This window comes from Gluconacetobacter takamatsuzukensis, from assembly GCF_014174275.1.
In the GTDB taxonomy this organism is placed as follows: domain Bacteria; phylum Pseudomonadota; class Alphaproteobacteria; order Acetobacterales; family Acetobacteraceae; genus Gluconacetobacter; species Gluconacetobacter takamatsuzukensis.
On sequence record NZ_JABEQK010000008.1, the window covers coordinates 177,722 to 203,429 of the forward strand.

A 25,708-nucleotide genomic window follows, 5' to 3' on the forward strand; every position below is an offset into this window, starting at 1 on the left:
GGACAATTTCCGGTTCGCAACGGGCGGCGGATCGTGGCTTTCTGATACGACCACGAAAAGGATGCCGCGATGCCCCTCGACCGCAGACGATTTCTTGCCGGCGGAGCCCTGTTTGCCCAGGCCCTGACATGCGCCGGGCGGTCGCGCGCGCAGACGGCGTGGACGGTGCTGGGGCAGCCTGTCGCGTCGGTGCCGCTGCTGCACGATGTGCGGCGGGTGATCATCGATACCGATCCGGGAACGGACGACCTGCTGGCGATCGTCATGATGCTCGGTTCCTCGCGCATCGTGACCGAGGCGATCACCGTGACGCCGGGCAATATCGGCTATGAGCAGGAAGTGCGGAACGCGCTCTTTCTGGTGCAGACCCTCAATGGGGGGAAGACGCCGGTCCATCGCGGCAGCGACCATCCGCTGCTCAGCCGGCCCTATCCCGCCGCCGGGTTCATTCACGGGCGCAACGGGCTGGGCGACATGGCGCTGCCGGAGGTGACGCTGAAGCCGGCGCCCGAGCCGGCGGCGATCGCGATATCGCGCATCGTCTCCGCCCATCCCGGGGAAGTCGTGCTGCTGGCGCTGGGCGGGCTGACGAACATTGCCCTGGCCCTGCTGCTGGACCCGTCGATCGCGCGCAAGGCGAGGGGCATCGTGATCGTGGGCGGGCGTTACGAGGGGATCGGGACCTCGGTCAGCTTCAATGCGATGGTGGACCCGGAGGCCGCCGACATCGTGCTGCGCTCCGGCCTGCCGATTGCCATGACGGGCAGCCTGGGCGAGACGGAGATGCTGACGCAGGCGGATTTCGACCAGATCCGGACCTTCGGCACGGCGAAGAGCGACCTCTTCCTGAAATCGAATGCGGCGCGGCTGAAATTCGAGACCGAGAAGCGGCACAAGCCGGGGGCGACCTATGCCGACCCGTTTGCCGCCGCGATGGTCCTGGACCCGTCGGTCGCCCTTGCGTTCGAGGCCGTGCATGTGACGGTCGAGCTGGGCGGCACCGAGACGCGCGGTGCCTATGTCTTCGGCGGGACACATATCTATACCGGCGATGTGCTGCCGGCGAATGTTGCCATCTGTACGAAGGGATCGGCGCGGATATTCCGCGAGACCGTGTTTCAGGCCCTGCGCGCGTGATCGGGCGGGCGTTGGGCCTGGCGGCGGTGGCCGTTCTGCTGCCTGCCGTCGCATGGGCCGCGCCGGCCTGTACGGTGCGGCGCGGGACGGGCGAGACGGTGATCCGCGCCACCATCCTCACGCCCGACCGGGTGCTGGCACCGGGGGAGGTGCGCATCGATGCCGCCGGCCGGATCGACTGCGTGGGGGCGCGCTGCGCGGCGCGGCCGGATGCCACGCGCATTCTCTGCCATGACGCGGTGCTGTCGCCGGGCTTCATCAACACCCACGACCATATCGATTTCGACAATATCGGCCCCCGGCCCGATACGGGCGAGCGCTATGCCCATCGTCACGAGTGGCGCAAGGGGCTGGACGGCCATCGGCAGTTGCAGGACTTCAAGCCCGACCGCGATCCGCTGTCGGTGAGCTGGACCGAACTGCGCTTTCTGGTCGGGGGCACGACCTCCACCGTGGCCGAGCGCATGGCGCCCGGCCTGCTGCGCAACCTCGATTTCCGCGACGGGCTGGAGGGGGTTGCTATGACCCCCGCGACGTACAGGATCTTCCCCCTCGACGATGCGTCGGGGATCATGCGCACGCGGGATTGCGACTATGGGCCGCAGCCGGCCACGCACGACCTGGTGGCCCATGGCGGGGCGTTCCTGGCCCATGTTTCCGAGGGGCGGGACGAGGCGGCCCGCAACGAATTCCGCTGCGAGAGTTCGGAGACCTACGACACCACTCCGCAGCCGGGCGGCGGGGGGACGAGCCATGACTGGATCATGCCGCAGGCCGTGCTGATCCATGCGGTGGCCCTGACGCCGGAGGATCTGGACCTGGTTGCTGCGCGGCATGCCAGCCTGGTCTGGTCGCCGCGCAGCAACCTGTCGCTGTATGGACAGACGATGAAGGTGCTGGCGGCCCGGCAGCGGGGCATCACCATCGCGCTGGGATCGGACTGGCTGCCGTCGGGGTCCATGAACATGAACCGGGAGCTGGCCTGCGCCGTGCGGTACGACCATGGGCATCTGCACGATGCGCTGGGCGATGCGGTATTGTGGCGCATGGTCACGCTGGATGCGGCGCGGGTCGCGGGGGCGGAGAAGGAGATCGGGAGCATCGCGGTCGGCAAGCTGGCCGACCTGGTGCTGTTTGCAGACCCTGCGCATCGTGGGGTCCATGCCGTGGTGCGCGCCACGCCGCAGGACGACATGCTGGTCCTGCGCGGCGGCAGGATGCTGGTGGGACGCAGCGATATCGTCGACCGGCTGCGCCCGGACTGCGCGGCGATCGCGGTGCCGGGGGCCGCGCTCGAACTGTGTCCGGAGCCTGGGCGGGCTTCGGCGGCGGAGCTGAGCGCCCATGCCGCCGCGCATGGGCTGTATCCGCTGGCGTTTGCCGGGACGCCGCCCGACGAGCCCCCCTGCGAGACCGCGCCGTAGGGCCCGTGGGCAGGCGCGTGCCGCATCGGCGGCGGGTGCCGGGCGGTGGGTGGCGACGACGGGATTTGCAGGGCGTCGCGGCCGCGATCCGCGCCGGGGAGGGGCAGAGGCGCTGTTGCGTGCAGGGCAGGGTTCGGCCCGCCGGGTGAAGTTTCGCGTGCAATCCGCGTGCGTCCCCTCTATCTACCCCGGTGAATAGAGAACATCCGTCGGTTCCGACCGTGGCCCAGGGGCGCGCGGGCGGCCGGCATGCCCGCCCGGGCCCGCGAAGGAAGTCAGGTCACACACGTATGGACATTCGCAATATCGCCATCATCGCTCACGTCGACCATGGCAAGACCACGCTGGTCGACCAGCTTCTGAAGCAGTCCGGTTCGTTCCGCGAGAACCAGCATGTCGCCGAGCGCGCGATGGACAGCAACGACCTGGAGCGCGAGCGCGGCATCACCATCTTGGCCAAGTGCACGTCGGTGGTGTGGAAAGATACCCGCATCAACATCATCGACACCCCGGGCCACGCCGATTTCGGCGGTGAGGTCGAGCGCATCCTGAGCATGGTGGACGGCGCGGTGGTGCTGGTGGATTCCGCCGAGGGCGCGCTGCCGCAGACCAAGTTCGTGGTCGGCAAGGCGCTGGCGCGCGGGCTGAAGCCGATCGTGGTCGTCAACAAGATCGACCGCGGCGATGCCCGCCCGGACGAAGTGCATAACGAGATCTTCGACCTGTTCGCCGCCTTGGGCGCGAATGACGAGCAGCTGGACTTCCCGATGCTGTACGCCTCGGGCCGCCAGGGCTGGGCGGACGAGGAGCTGGAAGGCGCGCGCAAGGACCTGGCCCCCATGTTCGACCTGATCGTGCGCCATGTGCCGGCACCGACGGTGGACAAGGAGGCGCCGTTCGCCATGGTCGCCACGATCCTGGAGAACGACAACTTCCTGGGCCGCGTGCTGACCGGCCGCGTCGAGCAGGGCCGTGCGAAGGTCAACATGCCGGTGCGCGTGCTGCGCCCCGATGGCTCGGTGGTCGAGACCGGGCGCCTGACCAAGCTGCTGTCCTTCCGTGGCCTGGACCGCGTGCCGGTGGACGAGGCCGAGGCCGGTGACATCGTCGCCGTGGCCGGCCTGTCGGAAGCGACCATTCCCGAGACCATCGCCTCGCCCGAAGTGACCGAGCCGCTGAAATCGACCCCGGTCGATCCGCCGACCCTGTCGATGACCTTCCGCCTGAATGACGGCCCGCTGGGCGGCCGCGAGGGCAAGAAGGTGACGTCGCGCCAGATCCGCGACCGTCTGTTCAAGGAGACCGAGGGCAACATCGCCATTCGCGTGACCGACAGCCCGGAAAGCGAGGCCTTCGAGGTTGCGGGCCGTGGCGAATTGCAGCTGGGCGTGCTGATCGAGCAGATGCGCCGCGAAGGGTTCGAGCTGACGATCGGCCGCCCGCGCGTGCTGTTCCGCACCAACGAGGAGACCGGCGAGCGCGAAGAGCCGTTCGAAGAGGTGCTGATCGACGTCGACGAGCCCTATTCGGGCGTGGTCGTCGAGAAGATGGCCATGCGCAAGGGCCTGATGCAGGACATGCAGCCCTCGGGCGGCGGCAAGGTGCGCCTGACGTTCCTGATCCCGTCGCGCGGGCTGATCGGCTATCACGGCGAATTCCTGACCGACACGCGCGGCACGGGCATCATGAACCGTCTGTTCTCGGGCTATCAGCCATGGGCCGGCCCGATCGAGGGGCGCCGCAACGGCTCGCTGATCTCGTCGGAAGACGGGGCGACGACGCAGTATTCGCTGTATTCGTTGCAGGAGCGCGGCACCCTGTTCGTCGATGCCGGCGAGAAGGTGTATGTCGGCATGATCATCGGCGAGCATTCGCGCGAGAACGACCTGGAAGTGAACCCGGTCCGCGAGAAGAAGCTGACCAACATCCGTGCCGCCGGCAAGGACGAGGCCCTGCTGCTGACGCCGCCGCGCAAGATGAGCCTGGAGCAGGCGATCGCCTATATCGAGGATGACGAGCTGGTCGAGGTCACGCCCACGGCGGTGCGGATTCGCAAGCGCTATCTGGACCCGCACGAGCGCAAGAAGCGCGACCGCGCCGGCGCCTCGGCCTGACAAGGCCGTGACCGTCCGGGTGCGTGCATCCGGACGGGCAGGGATGGTTTGGGAGCAGGGCCATGGTGGGTCTCGGGCGAGCGGATGCTCGTCGGAGAGCTGCCATGGCCCGATCCGTTTCAGGGGGTGCCGAATACGCCCCTCCGGGTGCGTGGGGGAGTGCTGCGGTTTCGGCGGGGCAGGCGAAATGCATTTTTCGCGGTGGCATTCTTTCAAAGGTCAAGATGTCATAAGGAAGTCATAAAAGCAGTTGCAGTCGGGGGCCAAAGCTGATAGCGGCGCGTGACATTGGCAGCTCGCCCCGCCGGGCCTGCGTGGCCCGCGCAACCCCGTTTTTGACGATGCAAGTTCTGGATTAGAAAAAAACCTCTCCGAAAAGGAAGCTCTCGTGTTTTTCGCCAAGAATTTTGTGTCGCTGCCGGTCGAGGAACAATGGAACTATATCATCGCCCATACGCCGGACGGGATCAGGCACGGACTTAGCGAAATCGTCAGGCGGGATGGCGGGAGCTGCGTCGTCAATTTCTATGAAGCGCTGCTCAACCGGCCCGATGCGGCGGTCTTTCTGGAACGCGATACGGTCGAGCGCCGCCTGCGCGGCAGCCTGCTGAAATGGCTGGAACGGCTGTTCCCGGCGCATGAGACGGATATTCACGGGCTACGGGCGTTGCAGGAGAAGGTCGGCTCGATCCACGCGCAGCTCGAGATCTCGCCCAACCTGGTCTCGTATGGCTTCTATTTCGTCAAGATGAGCCTGTGCCTGCTGATCGTCGATCATTTCGAGACGAAGGAAGAGCAGATCAAGGCCATCATCTACTGCCAGTCCATGGTCGATTTCGCCATGACTTACATGAACAAGGCTTACAATACCGATTTCAGGAAGAAGGTCGAACAGGACCAGTCCTTCAAGATGTTCTCGCTGGGGCAGGACCTGAATTTCGAGAAGGAGACCCAGAAGGCGACCTTCTTCGACTGGAGCACCCAGGTCCTGTTCTGCCTGTGCGAGCAGCGTGTGGCCGACCTGCAGACGATCGGCGAATCGCAGTTCGGCCTGTGGATGACCCACAAGGGGCAGAATCTGTTCAAGGGTACCGACGATTTCGTGCTGCTGGGCGAGATGATCGAGAGCATCGACCGGCGCATCGTGGCGGTGCGGGAGAAGAATGTGGTGCCGGCCGGCTTCGCGGCCGAACTGAGGAACAACATCAAGGATGTCACGTTCCTGACCAACCGGCTGTTCCAGGCGATGGAGGCCCTGCAAAGCGGGCTGGACCCGCTGACCAAGACGCTGACCCGCCGCTTCCTGGATGTCGTGATCCAGAACGAAATCGCCTTTTCCCTGACCCACGACAAGGAATTCAGCATCGTCCTGCTCGATATCGATTTCTTCAAGAAGATCAACGACGGCAGCGGGCATCTGGCGGGGGACGAGGCGCTGCGCCATGTCGCCGACATCATCATGAACACGGTCCGCAGCAACGATTTCGTCTTTCGCTATGGCGGCGAGGAATTCCTGATCGTGCTGACCGAAAGTTCCAGCGCGGATGCCGCCGACTGCGCCGAGCGCATCCGCAGCCGCATCGAGCAGAGCGCCATTCCGTGCTCCACGGGCGCCACGCTGTCGCTGACGATTTCGGGCGGGATCGCGACCTTCCAGGGTGGGGTTAAGATCAGCACGCTGATCGATCAGGCGGATCGCGCGCTCTATGCGGCCAAGGATGCCGGGCGGAACCGCATCGAAATCTACTCCCGCACCTCAGCCTGACCGTAAATGCGGTCTGGCGGCGATCCGGCGCGCGTCCGCTGTGCTCCGGTGCTAACGGCCAGCAAGGCCGCTCCGCTCCGGTGCTCGCGGACACACGACGGGCGTGCCGCTTCGCGGCACTCTCGCTCATCAGATCGCATTTCCGGTCAGGCTCTTGTGTGGCCGGTTTGGAAACACGCACGCTGGTGGTGTGTCGCATGCCGGGTATGGTTTTGCCGGGCTGACGGTTTGACGCAATTCGTAATGTTTTTGGGTTTGAGATTGCGTTGCAATTAAGGCAGTGTGCCGCACAATAGGCGGGTATTGAGCTATTTTAATGCGAGACGGGACCGAGGCGGCGTGCTAGCACTTCAGGGCACGGTCCGTATGCCGCGTTGCGTCGTCTGCCTGAACGGGGATGCCTCTTCCGGGTACGGATCCGGGTGTTGATTGGGATGAAATCCTGATTCTGGAGACATTCAATGATCGTTTCGACACGTCGGTTCCTGGCCGCTCTTTCGACCGTGGCCCTGATGGGCGCCGCCATTCCGGCCATGGCGCAGGAAGCGCCGGCCACTCCGGCGGCTCCGGCCGCCACCGCCCCGGCGGCGCCCGCCGCCCCGAGCACCCCGGAAGCCGCGCCGGCCACGCCGGCCGCCCCCGCGACTTCGAGCGAGGCGCCGAAGACGTCCAAGCACAAGCACCACCACAAGAAGAAGACGACCACCACGCCGCCGGCCGATCCGTCCAAGTAATCGGGCGGTCGCGTCACGGCCGGGCTGCGGCCCGGTGGACGGAACGAAGCGGGGGTGGCCTGGCCACCCCCGCTTTTTTTATGTGCTCAGGCGTCCTCGCGAACCTTCTGGGCGGCGGCGCGGGCGGCGGCTTTTTCTTCCTCGGTCCAGACCTTGCGCTCGCGCTTCTGCTGCGGCTTGACTTCCTTGGCCGGGGCGCCGCCCAGCACGGGGGGGCGCATGGTCGAGTTGCGGGCCGCTTCCGAATGCCATTCATGGTCATCGTGGACGGTTAGGGTGCGGCCGATTTCGCGCTCCACGTCGCGCAGCCAGGCCCGCTGCTCGGCATCGCAGAGGGTGACGGCGAAGCCGGTGCGGCCCGCGCGGCCGGTGCGGCCGATGCGGTGGACGTAGCTTTCCGGCAGGCTCGGCAGGTCGTGGTTGAAGACGTGCGTCACCGTATCGACGTCGATGCCGCGTGCCGCGATGTCGGTGGCCACCAGCACCTGTGCGGCGCCGGTGCGGAAGGCGTCCAGCGCGCGCTCGCGCTGGCCCTGCGACTTGTTGCCGTGCAGGGCCTCGGCGGTGATGCCGGCCTCGGTGATGAAGGCGCAGACTTCGTTGGCGATGTTCTTCTGCAAGGTGAAGACCACGGCCTGGCCCATGCCCGGTGTCTGCAGCAGCGCCAGCAGGGCCGCCTTCTTGTCGGCCGCGTCGACGAACATGACCGACTGTTCGATCCGGTCGACGGTGGTCGAGGGCGGGGCGATCTCGACCTTTGCCGGGTCGCGCAGGAGGCTTTCGGCCAGCGCGGTGATGGATCTGGGCATCGTGGCCGAGAACAGTACTGTGTGCCGGTCCTTCGGCAGCGTCGCGACGATGCGCTCGATCGGCTTGGCGAAGCCCATGTCGAGCATCTGGTCGGCCTCGTCCAGCACCAGGGCCTCGAGCTGCGACAGGTCGCACAGGCCCTGGGTGACCAGGTCCAGCAACCGGCCCGGCGCGGCCACGATAATGTCCACGCCGTCCTTGAGCGCATTGACCTGGTGGAACTGGCTGACGCCGCCGAAGATCGTCGTCACGCTGAGGTTCAGGTGGCGGCCGAAACGCTCGAAACCATCGGCGATCTGCGAGACCAGTTCGCGCGTGGGGGCGAGGACCAGCACGCGGGCGCCGCCCTTGGGGGCGGGGCGGGGGGATTCGGCCAGGCGGTGCAGCAGCGGCAGTGCGAACGCGGCGGTCTTGCCGGTGCCGGTCTGGGCCATGCCAAGCAGGTCGCGGCCTTCCAGCAGCATCGGGATCGACCGGGCCTGGATGGGGGTGGGGGTGGTGTAGCCTTCCTCGGCCAGGGCGCGCAGCACGGTCGGCGCGAGGGCGAGGTCGGCAAATGTCATGGACATGGTCAAGCGGCGCCTCCGGCGCGGAATAAGGCTGCGCCTGTTGGGGCTTCGCTGGTTCGGGATGCGGACTTTCTACGGGCGATGGTGGGGCGCGTCAACGCGCGGGGGCGGGGCGTGCTGTGGATTTACGGGCAGCGAAAGCCGCCGGCGCGCACGGATGATGCGTCACCCGCGCGCGGCCGGGTCAGGCGGAGGTGTAGCGGTCGATGGACAGGTCCAGGTGCGGGATGGCGGGGCGGCGGCCGTCGATCAGGTCGGCCAGGAGCTGGCCGGAGCCGCAGGCCATGGTCCAGCCCAGCGTGCCGTGGCCGGTGTTGAGCCACAGATTGCCGAAGCGGCCGGCGGGGCCGATGACCGGGGTGCCGTCGGGGGTGTTGGGGCGCAGGCCGGTCCAGTAGGTAGCGCGGCCGAGGTCGCCGCCGCCGAACAGTTCGGAGAAGGACAGTTCCAGCGTGCGGCGGCGGTCGGGGCTGAGGCGCAGGTCGTAGCCGGTGAGTTCGGCGGTGCCGCCGATGCGGATGCGGTCGCCCAGGCGGGTCATGGCGACCTTGTAGCTCTCGTCATTGACGGTGGAGGTGGGGGCGCGGGCCTCGTCGGTCAGCGGGACGGTCAGGGAATAGCCCTTGACCGGATAGACCGGCAGCCTGATCCCCAGCGGGCGCAGCATCAGCGGCGAGTAGCTGCCCAGTGCCAGCACATAGGCATCGCCCGTCAGCCGGCCCGCCGTGGTGCGCACGCCCATGATCTCGGTGGCGCCGGCGTCCAGCCCCTCGATCCCGGTTTCGTAGAGGAAGGTCACGCCCAGTTCCTCGGCCTTCTGCGACAGGCGCTGGGTGAACATGTGGGCGTCGCCGGATTCGTCGCCGGGAAGGTACAGGCCGCCTTTCAGCAGGTGGCGGGCGTGGGCCAGGCCGGGTTCGCGCGCCACGATCTGCGTGACGTCCAGCAATTGGTGCGGGACGTTGCTTTCGGTGAGCAGGCGCATGTCGTCCTGCGCGTGGTCGAGCTGGGCCTGGGTGCGGAAAAGCTGGATCAGGCCCTTCTGCCGGTCGTCATAGGTGATGCCGGTTTCGGCGCGCAGGGCCGTCAGGCAGTCGCGGCTATATTCCGCCACCCGAAGCATCCGCGCCTTGTTGACGTCGTAGGCATGGGCATTGCAGTTGGCCAGCAGCTGCGTCATCCACCGCAGCATCGGCAGGTCCAGCCGTGCGCGGATGACCAGCGGGCTGTTCTGCTTCATCATCCAGCCCAGCGCCTTCAGCGGCAGGCCGGGCATGGCCCATGGGGTGGAATAGCCGGGCGAGACCTGGCCCGCATTGGCGAAGGATGTTTCCATCGCGGCGGCGGGCTGGCGGTCGACCACCGTAACTTCGTGACCCTGCCTGGCCAGATACCAGGCGGTGGTGACGCCGATGACCCCGGCGCCCAAGACGATTACCTTCACCCATTGTCTCCCTGCGGTAATGTGTCCTCGCGATAGCGGCGATGATAGCGCGCGCCCAGCCCGGTCAGCAGCTCGTAGCCGATGGTTCCGGCGGCGTCGGCTGCGTCTTCCAGCGGATGATGCGGGCCGATCAGGTCCAGCGCGGTGCCCGCCGCCAGCGGGATGTCGCCCAGCGCCGTGACGTCGACCGCCAGGCAATCCATGGAAATGCGGCCGACGATCGGCAGCGGTGTTTCCGGCTGTGCGGGCAGGATCGCGTGGCCGCGTCCGCCGATGGCGCGGGGAAAGCCGTCGCCATAGCCCACCGCCAGCGTCGCGATCCGGCTGGGACGGTCGGCGATGAAGCCCGCGCCGTAGCCCACCGCCGTCCCCGGGCCGATCCGGCGGGTCTGCACGATGCGCGCCTGCAGGCGCACGACCGGCTGCATCGGGTTCGGGTGGCCGGGGGTGGGGTTGATGCCGTACAGCGCCGCACCCGGGCGCACCATGTCGAAATGCCACTCGGGCCCCAGGAACAGGCCGGACGAGGCCGCCAGGCTGGCCGGCATGGCGGGCAGCCGTGCGCGCAGGCGCTGGAAGGCGGCGTGCTGGGCGTGGTTGGCCGGGTGCGCGGGTTCGTCGGCGCAGGCCAGGTGGCTCATGACCAGTTGGGGAATGATTCCCGTCAGCGGGGCGTCTTCGGCCAGCAGCGTGTGCAGATCGTCGTCCGACAGGCCGAAGCGGGACATGCCGCTGTCGAGCTGCATTGCGGCGGGCAGGGGGGTGCCGGCCCGCTGGGCCAGCGCGCGCCAGCCTGCAATCTGCTCCAGGCTGTTCAGTACCGGGACCAGCCCGGCCTGGTGCAGCGCGGCCTCGGTGCCCGGCATGGGGCCGTTCAGGACGAAGATGGTGCTGTCGGCGCCCAGCAGGGGGCGGATGGCCGCGCCTTCGGCCAGGTGGGCGACGAAGAAGGTGCGGCAGCCCGCGCGGTGCAGCACCGGGACCACGCGCGCGGCGCCCAGCCCGTAGGCATCGGCCTTGACGGCGGCGCCGCAGGTGACGCCGGGGCCGACCCGGTCGCGCAGGAACCGGTAATTGCCGGCGAGGGCGGCCAGGTCGATGGTCAGGATGCCGCCGGCGGGGGAGGCCGGGTCGTTGGGTTCTGTGTCGACTGGCACGTATTGCGGGCTCCGGTTCGTGATGGCGCGCGCGGGGAAGGATGTTCTTTTTTGCAAAAAAGAACCAAAAAACTCTGATTCGTTCAGGAGTTTTGTGCTGGGGACACGCGATGGCCCCGAACGGACCAGAAGTCTTTTTGCTTCTTTTCGGAAGACAAAAGAAGAGCGCTTAGGCGGGTACGCCCTTGCTGGTGGAATATTCGAAATGCAGGGCCGTATCCGGCCGTACGATCGGATGGATGGCATGCGCCGCCATCGCGCCTTCGCTGAATCCTTGCAGGATCAGCTTCAGCTTTCCCGGATAGGTCGCGACGTCGCCGATCGCGAACACGCCGGGCAGCGAGGTTTCGCAGCTGGAGGGCACCACCGGAATGGTGCTGCGGATGGAATCGATGCCCCATTGGGCGATGGGGCCGAGATCGGTCGAGAGGCCGAAGAAGGGCAGCAGGCGGTCGGCGTCCAGCACGCGGGTTTCGCCGTCCAGGGTGGCGACTTCCACCCCGTGCAGCGTGCCGTCGGTGCCGTGCAGGCCGTGGAGCTGGTAGGGGACGATCTTCTCGATCCGGCCGGCGGCCACGGCTTCGTCGAGCTGGCGCAGGCTTTCGGGGGCAGCGCGGAAACGGTCGCGGCGGTGGACCAGGAAGATCTTCTCGGCCTCGTCCTTCAAAGCCAGGGCCCAGTCGATGGCGGAATCGCCGCCGCCGGCGATCACGATGCGGGTGCCGGTGAAATCGGCGCGGCGGCGGACGTAATATTGCACCGCGCCGGTGGCCTCGAACCCTTCCAGCCCGGCCAGCGGCGGGCGGTTGGGGCCGAAGGCGCCGGCGCCGGCGGCGATGATGACGGCGCGGGCGCCGATGACGTCGCCCTTGTCGGTGCGCAGCGTGAAGGCGCCGCGATGGCCGGACAGGCCTTCCACCCGGCGGCCCAGCAGGCGGGGCACGGCGAAGGGGGCGATCTGGCGGTCCAGTGCCTCGATCAGCGCCGCGCCTTCGATGGCGGGGTGGGCGGGGATGTCGTAGATCGGCTTTTCCGGGTACAGGGCCGCGCACTGGCCGCCCACGCTGTCCAGCGCGTCGAGCAGCACGCAATCCAGCTTCAGCATGCCGCATTCGAACGCCGCGAACAGCCCGGTGGGGCCGGCGCCGATGATGGCGACATCGGTCGAGAGGGTGGGGGCGTCGGTCATGTCGGGTCCGTGCTTCTGTGCTGCTGAATGGTCCGTCTTCGGTTGTGCGGTCTGTCGGGGCCGAGTGCAAGATGGCGGATGCGGGGGCGGGAAAAACGGGGTCTTGTGCGCCTGCCGGGCCGGCGGGCATCATGGACGGATGGAACCGCTGACGATCAATCTGCCCGACCAGCAGGCGACGGAGGCGCTGGCCAGGCGGCTGGCCGGTGCGGCGCGGCCGGGCGACGCCATTTTGCTGTCCGGCGTGCTGGGGGCGGGCAAGAGCGTGTTTTCGCGCGCTTTTCTGCGTGCCGCCTGCGACGATCCGGCGCTGGAGGTGCCCAGCCCCACCTATACGCTGGTGCAGACCTACGACGCGCCGGGGGGGAGCATCGCGCATTTCGACCTGTGGCGGCTGGACGGGCCGGAGGGGCTGCACGAGCTGGGCTGGGACGATGCGTGCGAGGGTATCGTGCTGGTGGAATGGCCCGACCGGCTGGGGGCGCTGGCCCCGGCGGATGCGCTGCGGATCGAACTGCTGGTGACGGGGGAGGAGACGCGCGCGGCGCGGATCGGGGGCTGGGGTGGCCGGCCCGTATGGGCGGACCTGATGGCGGGGAGGCCGGCATGAGCATTCCGATGCCGCGAAACGCGATGCTGTTCGCCGCCGGTGCCGGCAGCCGGATGCGGCCGCTGACCGAGGAGACCGCCAAGCCGCTGCTGGCCGTGGATGGGCGCGCCATCCTGGACCATGTGCTGGACCGGCTGGACAGGGCCGGGGTGCCCGGCGTGGTGGTGAATGTGTGCTGGCAGGCCGGCAAGGTGCGCGCGGCGCTGCGCGCCCGTGCCGAGGCCGGGCTGGGGCCGTATGTGACCGTCCGGGCCGAGGAGACGCTGCTGGAAAGCGGGGGCAGTGCCGCCGCCGCCCTGCGCGACGGGGCGCTGGGGCCGGAGCCGTTCTTTCTGCTGAACGGGGATTCGCTGTGGCTGAACGGGCCGGTGCCGGCGCTGCGCCGGCTGGCCGCCGCCTTCGACCCCGCGCGGATGGATGCGCTGCTGCTGCTGGCACGGACCAGCCTGGCGGTGGGGGCGGTCGGGCAGGGGGATTTTACCTGCGATGCCGACGGCCGGCTTGCCCGTTCGGCGCCGGGGGCGGTGACGCCCTATGTGTTCGCCGGGGTGCAGCTGGTCGCGCCCGCCCTGTTTGCCGACGCGCCGCCGGGGCCGTTCAGCCTGAACCGGCTGTGGGATGCCGCCATCGCGCGCGGGCGGCTGTACGGCATCGTGCATGATTCGGTGTGGTGCCACCTGTCGCGGCCCGAGGACCTGCCGGTGGCGACGCGGGCGCTGCGGCTGGCGCGGGAGCCGGATGCGGCGGGGAGCCCGGGCGACCATGTGGGCTGATGCGCCGGGTGCGAAGCAGGGTGTGACGTCGTGAGCGCCATTGTCACCGTTCCGCCGCATGTGCCGTTTCTGGACGAGATCGCGGCGCGCTGGATGGACGGGGTGGGGGACGATCCGCAGCGGAGCGGCGACGGGCTGATCCTGCTGCCCAGCCGCCGTGCCGCGCGTGCGCTGACCGAGGCGTTTCTGCGCCGGGCCGATGGCCGGCCCCTGCTGCTGCCGCGCATCGCGCCGCTGGGCAGCCTGGACGAGGCCGGGCTGGCCCTGTCGGGCGACATGGCGCTGGACCTGCAGCCGGCGGTGGAGCCGCTGCGCCGGCTGGCGACGCTGGCGCTGCTGATCCTGAAGGCGGGGGATGCGTTCGGCGAGGTTCTGTCGCTCGACCAGACCTGGCCGCTGGCGCGCGCGCTGGCCGAGCTGATGGACGACGCCGAGTGGGCGGAATGCGATCTGGCCGAGACGCTGCCGCAGGCGGCGGACGGGGATTTTGCCGAACATTGGCGCGAGACGCTGCGCTTTCTGTCGATCGTGACCAGCGTCTGGCCCGCATGGCTGGCCGAGCAGGGGGTGATGAACCCGGTGGCGCGGCAGGTCGCGCTGCTGCGCGCGCAGGCCGAGCGCTGGCATGCGGCGCCGGATGCGGAATCGCGGCTGTGGGCCGTGGGGTTTACCGACGCCGTGCCGGCGGTGCGCGCCGTGCTGGATGCGGTGCTGGGGCGGGCCGGCGGGCGGCTGGTGCTGCCGTGGGTCGACCTGTCGCTGGACGAGGAGATCTGGGCGGCGCTGCCCGACGGGCATCCGCAGGCGGGGCTGGCGCGGCTGCTGACCGGGTTGGGGCGGACGCGGGCCGACCTGGCGGTGTGGGACGGGGTGCCGGATGTGCCGGCCTCCTGCCCCGCCGGGCGGGGCGGGGTGCTGGCGCGGGCGCTGCTGCCGGCGGCGGCGCTGGGCGAATGGCTGCGCGACGAGAGCGCGGTGGCGCTGGACGGGATGTCGGTGCTGCGGGCCGCCGACCAGCAGGAGGAAGCCGCCGCCATCGCGCTGGTGCTGCGGCAGGCGATCGTGACCCCGGGGCGGCGCGCGGCGCTGGTGACGCCCGACCGGGGGCTGGCCGGGCGGGTGGCGGTGGAACTGGCGCGCTGGGGCGTGGTGGCCGACGACAGTGCGGGCGAGCCGCTGCATGCCACGCCGCCGGCCGTGTTCCTGCGCCTGCTGGCGCGGGCCGCCGCCGGCGGGCTGTCGCCGGTGGCGCTGCTGTCGCTGCTGAAACATCCGCTGGCGGCCTGCGGGCTGGCGCCGGGGGTGTGCCGGGCCTCGGCCCGCCTGCTGGAGCGCGCGCTGCTGCGCGGGCCGGCGCCGCGCCCCGGCTTCGAGGGGTTGCGCGACCGGCTGGAGGCCGCGCGTGACGATGCGCATGGCGCGCTGGCCGACCGGCCGGACGCGCCGGAGGACCTGTCAGGGTTCGTCGACCGGCTGGAGCGGTGCCTGGCACCCGTGCTGGGCCTGTGGTCGGCCGCGCCGCGCCCGGTCGCGGACCTGCTGGCCGGGCTGATCGAGGCGGCGGAGGCGCTGGCCGCGACCGACGGAGCCGCCGGCGCCGACCGGTTGTGGGCGGGCGAGGACGGCAACGCGCTGGGCCAGCATCTGGCGGCGCTGGTGGCGTTCTGCGACGTGCTGCCGGAGCAGCCGGGGCGGGTGCTGGAAGGGTTGCTGACCGCGTCGATGGGCGGGCTGTCGGTGCGCTCGCGGCGCGGGTTGCGGGGGCGCAGCGAGCATGCGCTGCATCCGCGCATCTTCATCTGGGGCCTGATGGAGGCCCGGTTGCAGTCGGTCGAGACCATCGTGCTGGGCGGGCTGGTGGAGAGCGTGTGGCCGCCCGCCACCGATCCCGGCCCGTGGATGAGCCGCCCGATGCGGGCGCGCGTGGGCCTGCCCTCGCCCGAGCGGGCCATCGGGCAGGCGGCGCATGATTTCGTGGCCTGTGCCTGTTCGGCGGGGGAGATCGTGCTGTCGGTTCCCGGCCGGCGCGACGGGGCGCCCACCGTGCCGGCGCGCTGGCTGGTGCGGCTGGATGCGTTCCTGGCCGGGCGGGGGCAGGCGGTGCCGGCCCATGCCGCGCTGTCGTGGCTGGCGCGGCTGGACCGGCCGGCGGAGGCACCGCGCCCGGTGGCGCCGCCGCGCCCCTGCCCGCCGGTGGCGATGCGGCCGCGCCGGCTGACGATTACCGAGATCGAGACCTGGATGCGCGACCCGTATGCGATCCATGCGCGGCATATCCTGGGCCTGCGCCGGCTGAAGGAGATCGAGGAACCGGCGGATGCCGCCGATTACGGTACCATCGTCCATGCCGCACTGGACCGCTGGTGCCGCGAGCCGGCGGCGGCGCGGGCGGGCGAGGCGGGGCTGCGCGCGCTGTTTGCCGAGGCGCTGGCCGAAGCCCGGCTGCGCCCCGCCCTGGCGGCGTGGTGGGCGCCGCGGCTGGAGCGGATCGCATCGTGGGTGATTGCCACCGAGGCCGCGCGGGCGGCGGCCGAGGGCGCGCCGATCGTACTGACGCGCACCGAGCAGAGCGGCCGGGCGACGCTGTCGGACCTGCCGGGCGGGGATTTCCTGCTGCGGGGGCGGGCCGACCGGATCGACCGCGATGCGGCCGGGGCGCTGCTGCTGATCGACTACAAGACCGGGACCCTGCCGAACCGCAAGACGGTGCTGGCCGGCTGGTCGTCGCAACTGGTGCTGGAGGCGGCGATGGCCGAGCGGGGGGCCTTCGGGCCCGAACTGGCCGGGCCTGCGCGCGAGCTGGCCTATTGGCGGCTGACCGGCGGGCCGGAAGCCGGGCAGATCCTGCCTCTGGCCGAGGGGGAGGCGCTGGCCGAGCTGATCGAGGGGGCATGGGAGAGCCTGCGCGGGCTGATTGCGATGTATGACGACCCGGCCCAGCCCTATCTGTCGCATCCTCATCCGGGGGAGAGCCCGCGCTTTGCCGATTATGCGCGGCTGGCGCGGGTGGCGGAATGGAGCGCGGCGCGCGACGAGGCCGCGCCATGAGCCTGTCGCCGCGCGATGCGATCGGGCTGGCCAATGCCCGGCAGGCCGAGGCTTCGGACCCCGAGGCCTCGGTCTTCGTCTCGGCTTCGGCCGGCAGCGGCAAGACCAAGCTGCTGATCGACCGGCTGCTGCGGCTGATGCTGCCGCGTCCGGGGCCGGAGGGGGTGACGCTGGCCGGTTCGGACCCGTCGCGGATCCAGTGCCTGACCTTTACCAAGGCGGCGGCGGCGGAAATGGCGATCCGGCTCCAGAACCGTCTCGGCCGCTGGGTGACGCTGCCCGATGCCGAGCTGGACCGGGAACTGGCGGCGCTGTCGGTGCCACCCGGCGAGGCGGCCCGGCGGGCGGCGCGCGAACTGTTCGCCCGGGTGCTGGACCTGCCGGGGGGGATGCGGATCGGCACCATCCATGCCTTCTGCCAGTCGCTGCTGCGCCGCTTTCCCGTCGAAGCCGCGATCAGCCCGCATTTCACGCTGGTCGAGGATACGGATGCCCGCATCGCGCTGGGCGAGGCGGTGGAAGCCGTTGTCGGCGCGGGCGGCGAGGCGGTGACGCTGCTGGCCGGGCAGGTGATGGTGGGCACCTTTGCCGCGCTGGTCGGCAGCTTGCAGGCGCAGATGCGGCGGCTGCGGCCGGCGATCGACCGGCTGGCGGTGGACCGTGCCGGGGTCGAGGCCGCGCTGATGCGGGTGCTGGGGGTGCGCGGGCGCGACGAGGACGCGCTGCGCCATGCCGCCTGCGTACCGCCCGACGAGGCGCGTCTGCGCGGTGCGCTGCGCGTGGTGGCCGAAGAGGGGCCGCCCGGTGCGCGCCGGACTGCGGCGGCGATGCTGGACTGGCTGGCGCTGCCGCCGGACGGGCGGGCGGCGCGCTGGGGCGTGTGGCGCGCGGCGCTGGTGACGAGCGAGAACGCGCCGCGCAAGCGGGGCGGGCTGAGCGCGAAGTTCGATGCCGAGCATGAGGGGATCTGCGACGCGCTGGTGGCCGAGGCCGAGCGTGTGATCGCCGTGGATGAGGAATGCCGGGCCATTGCCCTGCTGCGGGCCAGCATGGCGCTGCTGGATGTCGCGGTGCCGGTGCTGCTGCGCTACGGCGACCGCAAGCGCGGGCAGGGGCTGGTCGATTACGACGACCTGATCGAGCGCACGCTGGACCTGCTGAAAGACCCCGGTGCGGCCTGGGTATTGTACAAGCTGGATGGCGGCATCGATCATCTGCTGCTGGACGAGGTGCAGGATACCTCGCCCGACCAGTGGGCGATCGCGGGTGGGCTGACGGCGGAATTCTTTGCGGGCGCGGGCGCGCGGGAGCCCGATGCGGCGCCGCGCACGCTGTTTGCGGTGGGGGACTACAAACAGTCGATCTATTCGTTCCAGGGGGCTGACCCCGAGGCGTTTCGCCTGTGGCGGGCGCGGTTCCGCCGCCGGGTGGAGGAGGCGGGGAGCCCGTGGAAGGAGCCGGCGCTGACGGTTTCGTTCCGCTCTACCGCGCCGGTTCTGAATCTGGTCGATGCCGTCTTCGCGCTGCCGGATGCCGCGCGGGGGCTGGTGGAGCCGGGGGGCGAGGTGCCGGTGCATCTGTCCGCGCGGCCGGGGCAGGGCGGGCGGGTCGAGCTTTGGCCGCTGACGCCGGTCGAGGATGACGGGGGCGCGCCCGATCCGTGGCGGGCGCCGCGCGAGAATGCGGGCCAGTCCACGGCGGCGCAGCGCCTGGCGGATGCGCTGGCGGGCTGGATCGTCGCCGAATTGCGGCGGCCGCCGGAGCCCGGGCAGGCGCCTTTGACCCCGGGGGACGTGCTGGTGCTGGTGCCCCGGCGCTCGGCTTTTGTGCGGGCGCTGATCCGGGCGCTGAAGACGCATGACGTGCCGGTGGCGACGCTGGTGCGGACCGGGCTGGTGGACCAGGTGGCGGTGCAGGACCTGATGGCGCTGTGCGACGCGCTGCTGCTGCCGCAGGACGATCTGACGCTGGCCTGCGTGCTGACCTCGCCGCTGGGCGGGGTATCGGACGACAGCCTGATGGCGCTTGCGGCCGGGCGCGGCGAGCAGCCGCTGTGGGCCACGCTGCGCCGGCGGCAGGCCGAGCGGCCGGACTGGCAGGCGGCGTGGACGATGCTGGAGACGCTGTTTCGCCGGGTGGATTATGCCTCGCCCTACGGGCTGCTGTCCGAGGCGCTGGGGACGCTGGGCGGGCGGGCGCGGCTGCTGGCGCGGCTGGGGCCGGAGGCCGCCGAGCCGGTGGACGAGCTGCTATCGGCCGCGCTGCGCTACGAATCGCTGCATCCGGCCTCGCTCCAGGGGTTCCTGCACTGGCTGCGGGCCTCGCAGGAGAGCGTGAAGCGCGAACCCGATGCGGCGGCCGACATGGTGCGGGTGATGACCGCCCATGGCGCCAAGGGCTTGCAGGCGCGGCTGGTGATCCTGCCCGACACGGTGGGGGCCGCGAAATTCGACGGCGGGATCGTCTGGGGGCGGGACGAGGTGTCGGGGCTGGACCTGCCGGTATGGGTGCCGCGCGTCGATATGGGCGTGGGCGTGACCGGCGAATTGCAGCGCACGATCCGCGAGGCGGCGGCCGAGGAATATCATCGGCTGCTCTATGTGGCGCTGACGCGGGCCAGCGACCGGCTGGTGGTCTGCGGCTGGCAGCAGAAGCGCAACGTGGCCGAGGATTGCTGGTACAGCCTCTGCCGGCAGGGGTTCGAGCAGGCGGGGGCCGAGGAGCGGCCCTTCGACCTGGGGTGGGAGGGCACCCGGCTGGTGCTGGAAGCGCCCGCCGCCGTGCCGTCGACCGAGCGTCGCGCCCCGCGGGCCGAGGCCGTGCCGGCGCCGCTGCCGGACTGGATGGGCAGTGCGCCCGGCTGGGTGGCCACGCCGCCGCCGGTCGAGGCCGCCCTGTTGCGGCCGCTGGTGCCCAGCCGGCCGGACGATGCGCCGCTGGGGCCGCAGCCCGCCGTGCGCTCGCCGCTGGCCATTGCGCAGGCCCGTCGCCCGGCGGCGCGCGAGCAGGCGCTGCGGCGGGGCGAGATCGTGCATGCGCTGCTGCAATATCTGCCCGACCATCCGCCCGCGCGGCGGCCGGAGGTCGCGCGGGCCTGGCTGGCGCGGCCGGGCAATGCGCTGGATGCGGCCGAGCAGGCGCGCATTGCAGGCCAGGTGCTGGCGGTGATGGACGAGCCCGCGCTGGCGCCGCTGTTCGCCCCCGGCAGCCGGGCCGAGCAGCCGGTGGCCGGTGTTGCCGGCGGCAGCGTGATCGTGGGGCAGGTCGACCGCATGGCGGTATGCCCCGATGCGGTGCTGCTATGCGATTTCAAGACCAACCGGCTGCCGCCGAAGGACGCGGAGTCGACATCGGTGCTGTATCTGCGCCAGATGGCGTCGTACCGGGCGCTGATGGCTGCCCTCTATCCTGATCGGCCGGTTCGATGCACCCTTGTCTGGACCGAGGAGGTCCGGATCATGGAACTGCCCGATTCGCTGCTGGCGCGTCATGCCCCCGGCGCCATGCCGGACGCCCCGCCGGACGGACCGTAACTTGAATCCCGGCAGCCCGGCGCCATGTGCAGGCAGAGGGCCGCCAACCAAGCCCGAGGAGTGATGTGATGAGCGAGAATACCGTGGCCGTGAGCGATGCCACTTTCGAAAGCGATGTCCTGAAGGCCGAAGGGCCCGTGCTGGTCGATTTCTGGGCCGAATGGTGCGGACCCTGCAAGATGATCGCCCCGGCGCTGGAAGAGATCGGCGCCGAGTTCAAGGGCAAGCTGACGGTCGCGAAGGTCAATATCGACGACAACCCGAACACGCCCAACGCCTATGCCGTGCGCGGGATTCCGACGCTGATCCTGTTCAAGGACGGCAAGCCGGCGGCCACCAAGGTGGGGGCGCTGCCGAAGAGCCAGCTCAAGGAATGGGTCAAGAGCAGCATCTGAGGCTCTGGCTGGCGGGGGAGGCTGGGGCTCTGCCCCAGGCCCCGCCAAAGGCCGGCGGCCTTTGGAAACCCATTCGTTATCAGATGATTGGGGTGCAGGGCCTCAGGCCCTGCCCCGACTACCAAGGGGCGCGGCCCGTGTTCTGGGCGCGGCGGTAGCCGATGATGGCGATCGCGACGACGAGCGCGATTGCGATCGGCAATGGCACGTGGCGCATGATCCGGTAGAGGGTCGAATAGATCATGGCGTTGTACATCGTATGGGCGATGCGGCCCATGAACGCGTGCGACGCGAGCTGGCCGGCATGGGCGTGAAAGAACGTGCCTGCGGCGGAATGAAGGCGCATCGTCGACTCCCTGGCGCGCGGCATCATACGACATCATGGCAGGAATGCACGCCGGTCGGCGGTGTCTCAGGCCGACCAGCTCGTGGGCATGGCGTGGCAATGCGCCAGGCCGGCGCGGAAGCCGGGGCTGCATAGGGCGGCCAGTTCGCCCTGATGGTCGTAGGTCGGCATCAGCCGTTGCAGCAGGGCGTTCTTGGCCGTTGCGGGGTGGAAGTAGATTTCCGACAGGCCTTCGGGCAGGTGGGCGGCCAGGGCGGCGACGCGGTCGGCGGTCATGTGGCCGCTCCACGCGATGCCGAAGCACCAGTCATTGGTGCGCAGCCCGGCCTTGTGGGCCTGGTGGCGCAGCAGGCCGGTCCATCGGCGCAGGGCGGCCGAGCCCATCGAATCGTTGTAGGTGCCGGCCGCGATCAGCGGTTCGGGTGGCTCCAGCGGCACGCGGACCGCTTGCAGGCCGTGGCGCAGGCCGCTTTCGATCAGATACCTGCCCACCGTGGGGTGCAGGTGCATGTGCTTGTGGGCGTTGGCATGGTCCAGCCGCAGGCCGGTGCGGGCGAAGGCGGCGAACTGGGCCTCGATCTCGGCCGCCAGCTGGCGGCGCACGTCGGGGCGGAAGAAATAGCGCACCCCGAGATCGAGCTGGTTGGAGGGGAACTGGCCCTCCGCATTCACCAGCAGCGGGATTTCGGAGGGCGGGAGCACCGCCGGGCCTTCGATGACCACCAGATGCAGCCCGACATGCAGGCCGGGCAGGCGCCGCGCGCGGGCGATGGCGTCCTCGGCGGCGGGGCCGGCCACCATCAGGCTGGCGGTAGAGAGCAGCCCGTCGCGATGGGCGATCTCGATGGCTTCGTTGGCTTCCTCCGACATACCGAAATCGTCGGCGGAGATGATCACGCGCTTCATGAAGTGATCCGGTAAAGCTTAAAGCCTGAATGGAGAGGTGGGCTGGTGAGCGAGAGTGCCGCGCAGCGGCACGCCCGGCGTGTGTCCGCGAGCACCGGAGCGGAGCGGCCTTGATGGCCGTGAGCACCGGAGCACAGCGGACGCGCGTCGGATCGCCGCCAGCGCGCCTCTCCGTTCAGGCTGCGCGGCGATCTTTCAGGAACTGGAAGAACTCGACACCTTCGCGCAGGCGGCGCTTCATCATCTGCGGGCTGCGCACCATCTCGTTGACGATGGAGGCGATCTTCGGGGCGCGGAAGTAGAATTTCCGGTAGAATTCCTCGACGCCCTTGAAGATTTCCTCGTGCGACAGATGGGGATAGTGCAGCGGGGCCATCTGCACGCCGTTCTCGTCGATCAGCTCGGCATTGCTCTCGTCCAGCCAGCCATTCTCGGTCGCCTGCTTGTGCAGGAAGGTGCCGGGATAGGGGGCGGCCAGGGAGACCTGGAGCGTGTGGGGATTGATCTCGGTGGCGAACTTGATCGTCTCCTGGATCGTCTCCCGCGTCTCGCCCGGCAGGCCGAGGATGAAGGTGCCGTGGATCTTGATGCCCAGCTCGTGGCAGTTCTTGGTGAACTCCCGCGCCGTCTCGACCCGCATGCCCTTCTTGATGTTGTGCAGGATCTGCTGGTTGCCGCTTTCGTAGCCGACCAGCAGCAGGCGCAGGCCGTTGGCCTTGAGCACTTCCAGCGTCTTGCGCGGCACGTTGGCCTTGGCGTTGCACGACCAGGTGACGCCCAGCTTGCCCAGTTCCTTGGCGATCGCCTCGGCGCGGGGCAGGTCGTCGGTGAAGGTGTCGTCGTCGAAGAAGAATTCCTTTACCTGCGGGAAATACTGCTTCGCCAGCCGGATTTCGGCCGCCACGTGCTCGGGGCTGCGGGTGCGGTAATGGTGGCCGCCGACCGTCTGCGGCCACAGGCAGAAGGTGCAGCGCGACTTGCAGCCGCGGCCGGTATAGATCGAGAGATACGGGTGCATCAGGTACCCGATGAAATAATCCTCGATCTTGAGGTCGCGCTTGTAGACCTCGGTCACGAACGGCAGGCTGTCCATGTTCTCGATGATCGCGCGGTCGCGATTATGGACGATCTCGCCCGCCTCGTTACGCCACGAGATGCCGTCGACTTCGGCGAAGGGGCGGCCTTCGGCGATTTCCTTGATCGTGAAATCGAATTCGTTGCGGGCGACGAAATCGACCGGGCCGCCCTTCAGCAGGCTTTCCTCGGGCTGGACGGCGACCTTGGCGCCGACCATGCCGATCTTCAGCTTGGGGTTGGCGTCCTTGAGCATCTGCGCCACCCGCACGTCCGACGCGAAGGAGGGGGTGGAGGTGTGCATGATGACCAGGTCGCGGTTGCGCACGTCCTCGAGGATCGGCTCCATCCCCATCCGGGCCGGGGGGGCGTCGATCAGGCGGCTGCCCTCGACCAGGGCGGCGGGCTGCGCCAGCCAGGTGGGGTACCAGAACGACCGGATCTCGCGCTTCGCCTGGTAGCGGGACCCGGCGCCGCCGTCGAAACCGTCGAAGGAGGGGGGCTGCAGGAACAAGGTTCTCAACATGGTCATGGTACGCTGATCCTCGGACGTGGGGGAGATCTGGCCCGGCACGGCCGTTTTCTCGCTCGGTCTGTTGATGTCGTGGAGGGCGGTTATTCGCCCGGCACGACCGGATGGGTAGGTGGCGCTATAGCCGAATGTGGTGTGATATGCATCGTCTGTCCACGCCAGGCAACGCGTGTGCCGCTGACGCTGCCGACCATGATCGCGGCCGAGAGCCAGTCGCGCACCGGCAGGAGCAGAAGCGGGACCAGGCTGCGCTGGGCCAGCAGCCGGTCGGTAAAGAACGCGCAGACCGCCCGGATCGCCCAGACGGACAGAAAGACCCACCATGTCCAGCGCGCATGGGGGCACAGCAGGACGCTGACCCCGGCCCAGAACAGCGGAAGCTGGATGGCCGAGGCGGCATAGCCCGCCGGTTCCAGCGTCTTGACGGTGCGGCCCCAGCGCAGTTCGTGCGTCAGCACGTCGCCGAAGCCGGATTCGCCCACCGTGGTCCAGGTCATGCACGGCGCGATGGCGATGTGCAGGCCCTGTTCGCGCACCAGGCGGCCCAGCATGGCGTCGTCGGCGATATGCGGGGCCAGGGCCTTCAGCCCGCCGACGGCATCCAGCGTCTCGCGCCGCAGGGCCATGGTGGCGCCCAGGCAGTCCTGCCGGCCCAGATAGCGCGACAGCATGACGCCGGGCAGGAAATTATGGTTGATCTGGCATGCGGCCAGCAGGCGCGGCAGGCTGCGCGAGGCCGGCAGGCCGGCATAGAGCGTGGTTGCCAGCCCGACGCCGGGCTGGGCCAGCGCGTGGACGACATGGCGCAGATAGTCCGGCGCCACATGGATGTCCGAGTCGGAGATGACCAGCACATCGTGCCGCGCGCGGGGCAGCATGTTGATCAGGTTGCCGATCTTGCGGTTGACGCCGTGCACGGTTGGGTCGACCACCAGGTCGATGTCCAGCGTGGGGTGGCGTTCGCGCAGGCGGCGGACCATCGCGATGGCCGGATCGCCGGCATCCTGCACGCCGAAGACGATCTGGAAACGCGGATAATCCTGGGTGCAGAAGCTTTCCAGCGCCTCTTCCAGCAGCGGCTCGTCGCCGTGCAGCGGCTTGAGGATGGTGACGGGCGGCGGCGAGCCGCCCGGCGGCACCCGTTCCTCCCGCCAGCGGAAGCGCGCCAGCAACCCGGTCCCCAGCCCTGCCTGTACGCAGCCGGCAGCCGCGATCAGGGCGGCGACACCGGCGGGGGAAACAAGGGCATGCAAGGCGGACATCAGCGTTCCGGTAGGGGTGATGGGGGCAGGGTCGGGTAGCGGGGCGTCAGTCCTCGGAGAACGCCCGGACCTTTTTCTGTAGCAGGGCGATCAGGTTCTGGACATTCCCCGATGCCAGTGTCGCGCTGAAATCGGACCTCTGGGCTGCGACCTGGCTGATATGCGCGTTCAGCAGCACGTCCACGATGCGCCAGCCCTGCGGGCCGGAACGCATGACGTAATCGATCTCGGTGCCGTCGGTATCCTCGGCCGAGCCGATATGGGTGGTCACGATCTGGTCGCTGCCGACCGGCGAGGGGCGGGGCGTGGGATCGATGGCGAAGCGCGCGTCGCCGCCCGGCTTGAAGCTGGAGACGTAGCGCGCCACCGTGAACTGGCGGAACATGTCGCGCAGCTGCTGCTTGTCGGCATCGCTGAAGCCGGCATAGCGCAGGCCGACCGAGGCGCGCAGCACGGTTTCGAGATCGTAGACCTTGTCCACCACGGGGGCCAGCGCCTGCGTCCGCTGCGCGAAGCTGCCGCTGTTGCGGGCCTGGACCTGGCCCAGCGCGGCATAGAGCGCGGTGACGGGCGCCGTGACCGCCGCCGCCGGGGCGGACTGGGCCCGCGCCGCATGCGCGGGCAGCAGCGGCAGCGCGACCGGTGCCGCCGCGAGGGCGGCGCCCAGCGCCACGGAGAGGGACAGGGAACGGGGGAGAGTCATCATACGGCGCATAACAGTCATGCTTTCGGTCCGATCGTCGCCTTTAGCAAAGGTTGGGTGCCCTGTTCGAGCCCCAGAGCGTGCAGGGCGGTGGCTGCGATGGCGGTGGCGTCGAGTCCGGCCTCGCGATACTGGGCGTCCTGCGTGTTGTGGTCGATGAAGCGGTCGGGCAGCGTCATGGGG

At 69.6% G+C, this 25,708-nt stretch carries 19 protein-coding genes; 10 read left to right on the plus strand and 9 right to left on the minus strand.

Features of this window, described 5'->3' with window-relative positions:
- Nucleotides 1–69: 69 nt before the first annotated feature.
- The 5 genes from HLH27_RS11855 (at nt 70) to HLH27_RS11875 (ending at nt 7,174) form a co-directional block, all read left to right on the plus strand.
- Nucleotides 70–1,137, plus strand: a complete 1,068-nt coding sequence (locus tag HLH27_RS11855; RefSeq protein ID WP_182950230.1) for a nucleoside hydrolase — start codon at nt 70–72, stop codon at nt 1,135–1,137.
- On the plus strand, nt 1,134–2,561 hold the full coding sequence (locus HLH27_RS17295) for an amidohydrolase family protein (RefSeq protein WP_182950231.1): 1,428 nt from the start codon (nt 1,134–1,136) through the stop codon (nt 2,559–2,561). Before HLH27_RS11855 ends, HLH27_RS17295 begins: the two co-directional genes overlap by 4 nt.
- Nucleotides 2,562–2,851: 290 nt before the next feature.
- Nucleotides 2,852–4,675, plus strand: a complete 1,824-nt coding sequence (gene typA / locus HLH27_RS11865) for a translational GTPase TypA (protein ID WP_182950232.1) — start codon at nt 2,852–2,854, stop codon at nt 4,673–4,675.
- A gap of 388 nt (nt 4,676–5,063) precedes the next feature.
- The gene (locus HLH27_RS11870; RefSeq protein ID WP_182950233.1) at nt 5,064–6,440 is read left to right on the plus strand and encodes a diguanylate cyclase; all 1,377 of its coding nucleotides are present in this window, start codon (nt 5,064–5,066) and stop codon (nt 6,438–6,440) included.
- Between the two features lie 461 nt (nt 6,441–6,901).
- Nucleotides 6,902–7,174: a hypothetical protein gene (locus HLH27_RS11875; RefSeq protein WP_182950234.1), complete on the plus strand. Its 273-nt coding sequence runs from the start codon at nt 6,902–6,904 to the stop codon at nt 7,172–7,174.
- A gap of 86 nt (nt 7,175–7,260) precedes the next feature.
- Here HLH27_RS11875 and HLH27_RS11880 read toward each other — a convergent pair whose 3' ends face one another.
- The 4 genes from HLH27_RS11880 to HLH27_RS11895 form a co-directional block, all read right to left on the minus strand.
- Nucleotides 7,261–8,553 carry a DEAD/DEAH box helicase gene (locus HLH27_RS11880; RefSeq protein WP_182950235.1) on the minus strand — a complete coding sequence of 431 codons (1,293 nt, stop codon included), beginning with the start codon at nt 8,551–8,553 and terminating at the stop codon, nt 7,261–7,263.
- A 184-nt stretch (nt 8,554–8,737) separates the two neighbouring features.
- The gene (locus HLH27_RS11885; protein WP_182950236.1) at nt 8,738–9,997 is read right to left on the minus strand and encodes a D-amino acid dehydrogenase; all 1,260 of its coding nucleotides are present in this window, start codon (nt 9,995–9,997) and stop codon (nt 8,738–8,740) included.
- A complete protein-coding gene (alr, locus tag HLH27_RS11890; protein ID WP_182950237.1) occupies nt 9,994–11,154 on the minus strand; it encodes an alanine racemase in 1,161 nt (386 codons plus the stop codon). The genes HLH27_RS11885 and alr overlap by 4 nt, the downstream gene beginning before the upstream one ends.
- A gap of 169 nt (nt 11,155–11,323) precedes the next feature.
- The gene (locus tag HLH27_RS11895) at nt 11,324–12,343 is read right to left on the minus strand and encodes an NAD(P)/FAD-dependent oxidoreductase (protein WP_182950238.1); all 1,020 of its coding nucleotides are present in this window, start codon (nt 12,341–12,343) and stop codon (nt 11,324–11,326) included.
- Nucleotides 12,344–12,482: 139 nt separating this feature from the next.
- Between HLH27_RS11895 and tsaE the strand changes: the two genes are divergently transcribed.
- The 5 genes from tsaE to trxA all read left to right on the plus strand — a co-directional run bounded on the left by tsaE (nt 12,483) and on the right by trxA (nt 20,702).
- A complete protein-coding gene (gene tsaE, locus HLH27_RS11900; RefSeq protein WP_182950239.1) occupies nt 12,483–12,953 on the plus strand; it encodes a tRNA (adenosine(37)-N6)-threonylcarbamoyltransferase complex ATPase subunit type 1 TsaE in 471 nt (156 codons plus the stop codon).
- Nucleotides 12,950–13,726, plus strand: coding sequence for a nucleotidyltransferase family protein (locus HLH27_RS11905; protein WP_182950240.1), 777 nt, complete (start codon nt 12,950–12,952; stop codon nt 13,724–13,726). The genes tsaE and HLH27_RS11905 overlap by 4 nt, the downstream gene beginning before the upstream one ends.
- Nucleotides 13,727–13,756: 30 nt before the next feature.
- Nucleotides 13,757–16,774: a double-strand break repair protein AddB gene (gene addB, locus HLH27_RS11910; RefSeq protein ID WP_182950241.1), complete on the plus strand. Its 3,018-nt coding sequence runs from the start codon at nt 13,757–13,759 to the stop codon at nt 16,772–16,774.
- Entirely contained in the window at nt 16,741–20,307 is a 3,567-nt protein-coding gene (gene addA / locus HLH27_RS11915; protein WP_408870837.1) for a double-strand break repair helicase AddA, read from the plus strand. The genes addB and addA overlap by 34 nt, the downstream gene beginning before the upstream one ends.
- Before the next feature lie 68 nt (nt 20,308–20,375).
- Nucleotides 20,376–20,702, plus strand: coding sequence for a thioredoxin TrxA (gene trxA / locus HLH27_RS11920; RefSeq protein WP_114729005.1), 327 nt, complete (start codon nt 20,376–20,378; stop codon nt 20,700–20,702).
- Nucleotides 20,703–20,820: 118 nt separating this feature from the next.
- Here the strand turns inward: trxA and HLH27_RS11925 are convergent, their stop codons facing one another.
- The 5 genes from HLH27_RS11925 to HLH27_RS11945 all read right to left on the minus strand — a co-directional run bounded on the left by HLH27_RS11925 (nt 20,821) and on the right by HLH27_RS11945 (nt 25,546).
- Nucleotides 20,821–21,048, minus strand: coding sequence for a hypothetical protein (locus tag HLH27_RS11925; RefSeq protein ID WP_182950243.1), 228 nt, complete (start codon nt 21,046–21,048; stop codon nt 20,821–20,823).
- A gap of 66 nt (nt 21,049–21,114) precedes the next feature.
- Complete coding sequence (hpnK, locus tag HLH27_RS11930) at nt 21,115–21,954, minus strand: hopanoid biosynthesis-associated protein HpnK (RefSeq protein WP_182950244.1); 840 nt, start codon at nt 21,952–21,954, stop codon at nt 21,115–21,117.
- Between the two features lie 175 nt (nt 21,955–22,129).
- A complete protein-coding gene (gene hpnJ, locus HLH27_RS11935) occupies nt 22,130–23,554 on the minus strand; it encodes a hopanoid biosynthesis associated radical SAM protein HpnJ (protein WP_182950272.1) in 1,425 nt (474 codons plus the stop codon).
- Nucleotides 23,555–23,643: 89 nt separating this feature from the next.
- Nucleotides 23,644–24,822: a bacteriohopanetetrol glucosamine biosynthesis glycosyltransferase HpnI gene (gene hpnI / locus HLH27_RS11940; protein WP_182950245.1), complete on the minus strand. Its 1,179-nt coding sequence runs from the start codon at nt 24,820–24,822 to the stop codon at nt 23,644–23,646.
- Nucleotides 24,823–24,868: 46 nt separating this feature from the next.
- Complete coding sequence (locus HLH27_RS11945) at nt 24,869–25,546, minus strand: ABC transporter substrate-binding protein (RefSeq protein WP_182950246.1); 678 nt, start codon at nt 25,544–25,546, stop codon at nt 24,869–24,871.
- Between the last annotated feature and the right edge of the window lie 162 nt (nt 25,547–25,708).

Coding starts and splice junctions, on each gene's coding strand:
- hpnJ (WP_182950272.1), bottom strand. CDS start 23,554: ATGTTGAGAACCTTGTTCCTGCAGCCCCCCTCCTTCGACGGTTTCGAC.
- hpnI (WP_182950245.1), bottom strand. CDS start 24,822: ATGTCCGCCTTGCATGCCCTTGTTTCCCCCGCCGGTGTCGCCGCCCTG.
- hpnK (WP_182950244.1), bottom strand. CDS start 21,954: ATGAAGCGCGTGATCATCTCCGCCGACGATTTCGGTATGTCGGAGGAA.
- HLH27_RS11875 (WP_182950234.1), top strand. CDS start 6,902: ATGATCGTTTCGACACGTCGGTTCCTGGCCGCTCTTTCGACCGTGGCC.
- HLH27_RS11880 (WP_182950235.1), bottom strand. CDS start 8,553: ATGTCCATGACATTTGCCGACCTCGCCCTCGCGCCGACCGTGCTGCGC.
- HLH27_RS11925 (WP_182950243.1), bottom strand. CDS start 21,048: ATGCGCCTTCATTCCGCCGCAGGCACGTTCTTTCACGCCCATGCCGGC.
- HLH27_RS11895 (WP_182950238.1), bottom strand. CDS start 12,343: ATGACCGACGCCCCCACCCTCTCGACCGATGTCGCCATCATCGGCGCC.
- HLH27_RS11855 (WP_182950230.1), top strand. CDS start 70: ATGCCCCTCGACCGCAGACGATTTCTTGCCGGCGGAGCCCTGTTTGCC.
- tsaE (WP_182950239.1), top strand. CDS start 12,483: ATGGAACCGCTGACGATCAATCTGCCCGACCAGCAGGCGACGGAGGCG.
- trxA (WP_114729005.1), top strand. CDS start 20,376: ATGAGCGAGAATACCGTGGCCGTGAGCGATGCCACTTTCGAAAGCGAT.
- typA (WP_182950232.1), top strand. CDS start 2,852: ATGGACATTCGCAATATCGCCATCATCGCTCACGTCGACCATGGCAAG.
- HLH27_RS11945 (WP_182950246.1), bottom strand. CDS start 25,546: ATGACTGTTATGCGCCGTATGATGACTCTCCCCCGTTCCCTGTCCCTC.
- addA (WP_408870837.1), top strand. CDS start 16,741: ATGGAGCGCGGCGCGCGACGAGGCCGCGCCATGAGCCTGTCGCCGCGC.
- HLH27_RS11905 (WP_182950240.1), top strand. CDS start 12,950: ATGAGCATTCCGATGCCGCGAAACGCGATGCTGTTCGCCGCCGGTGCC.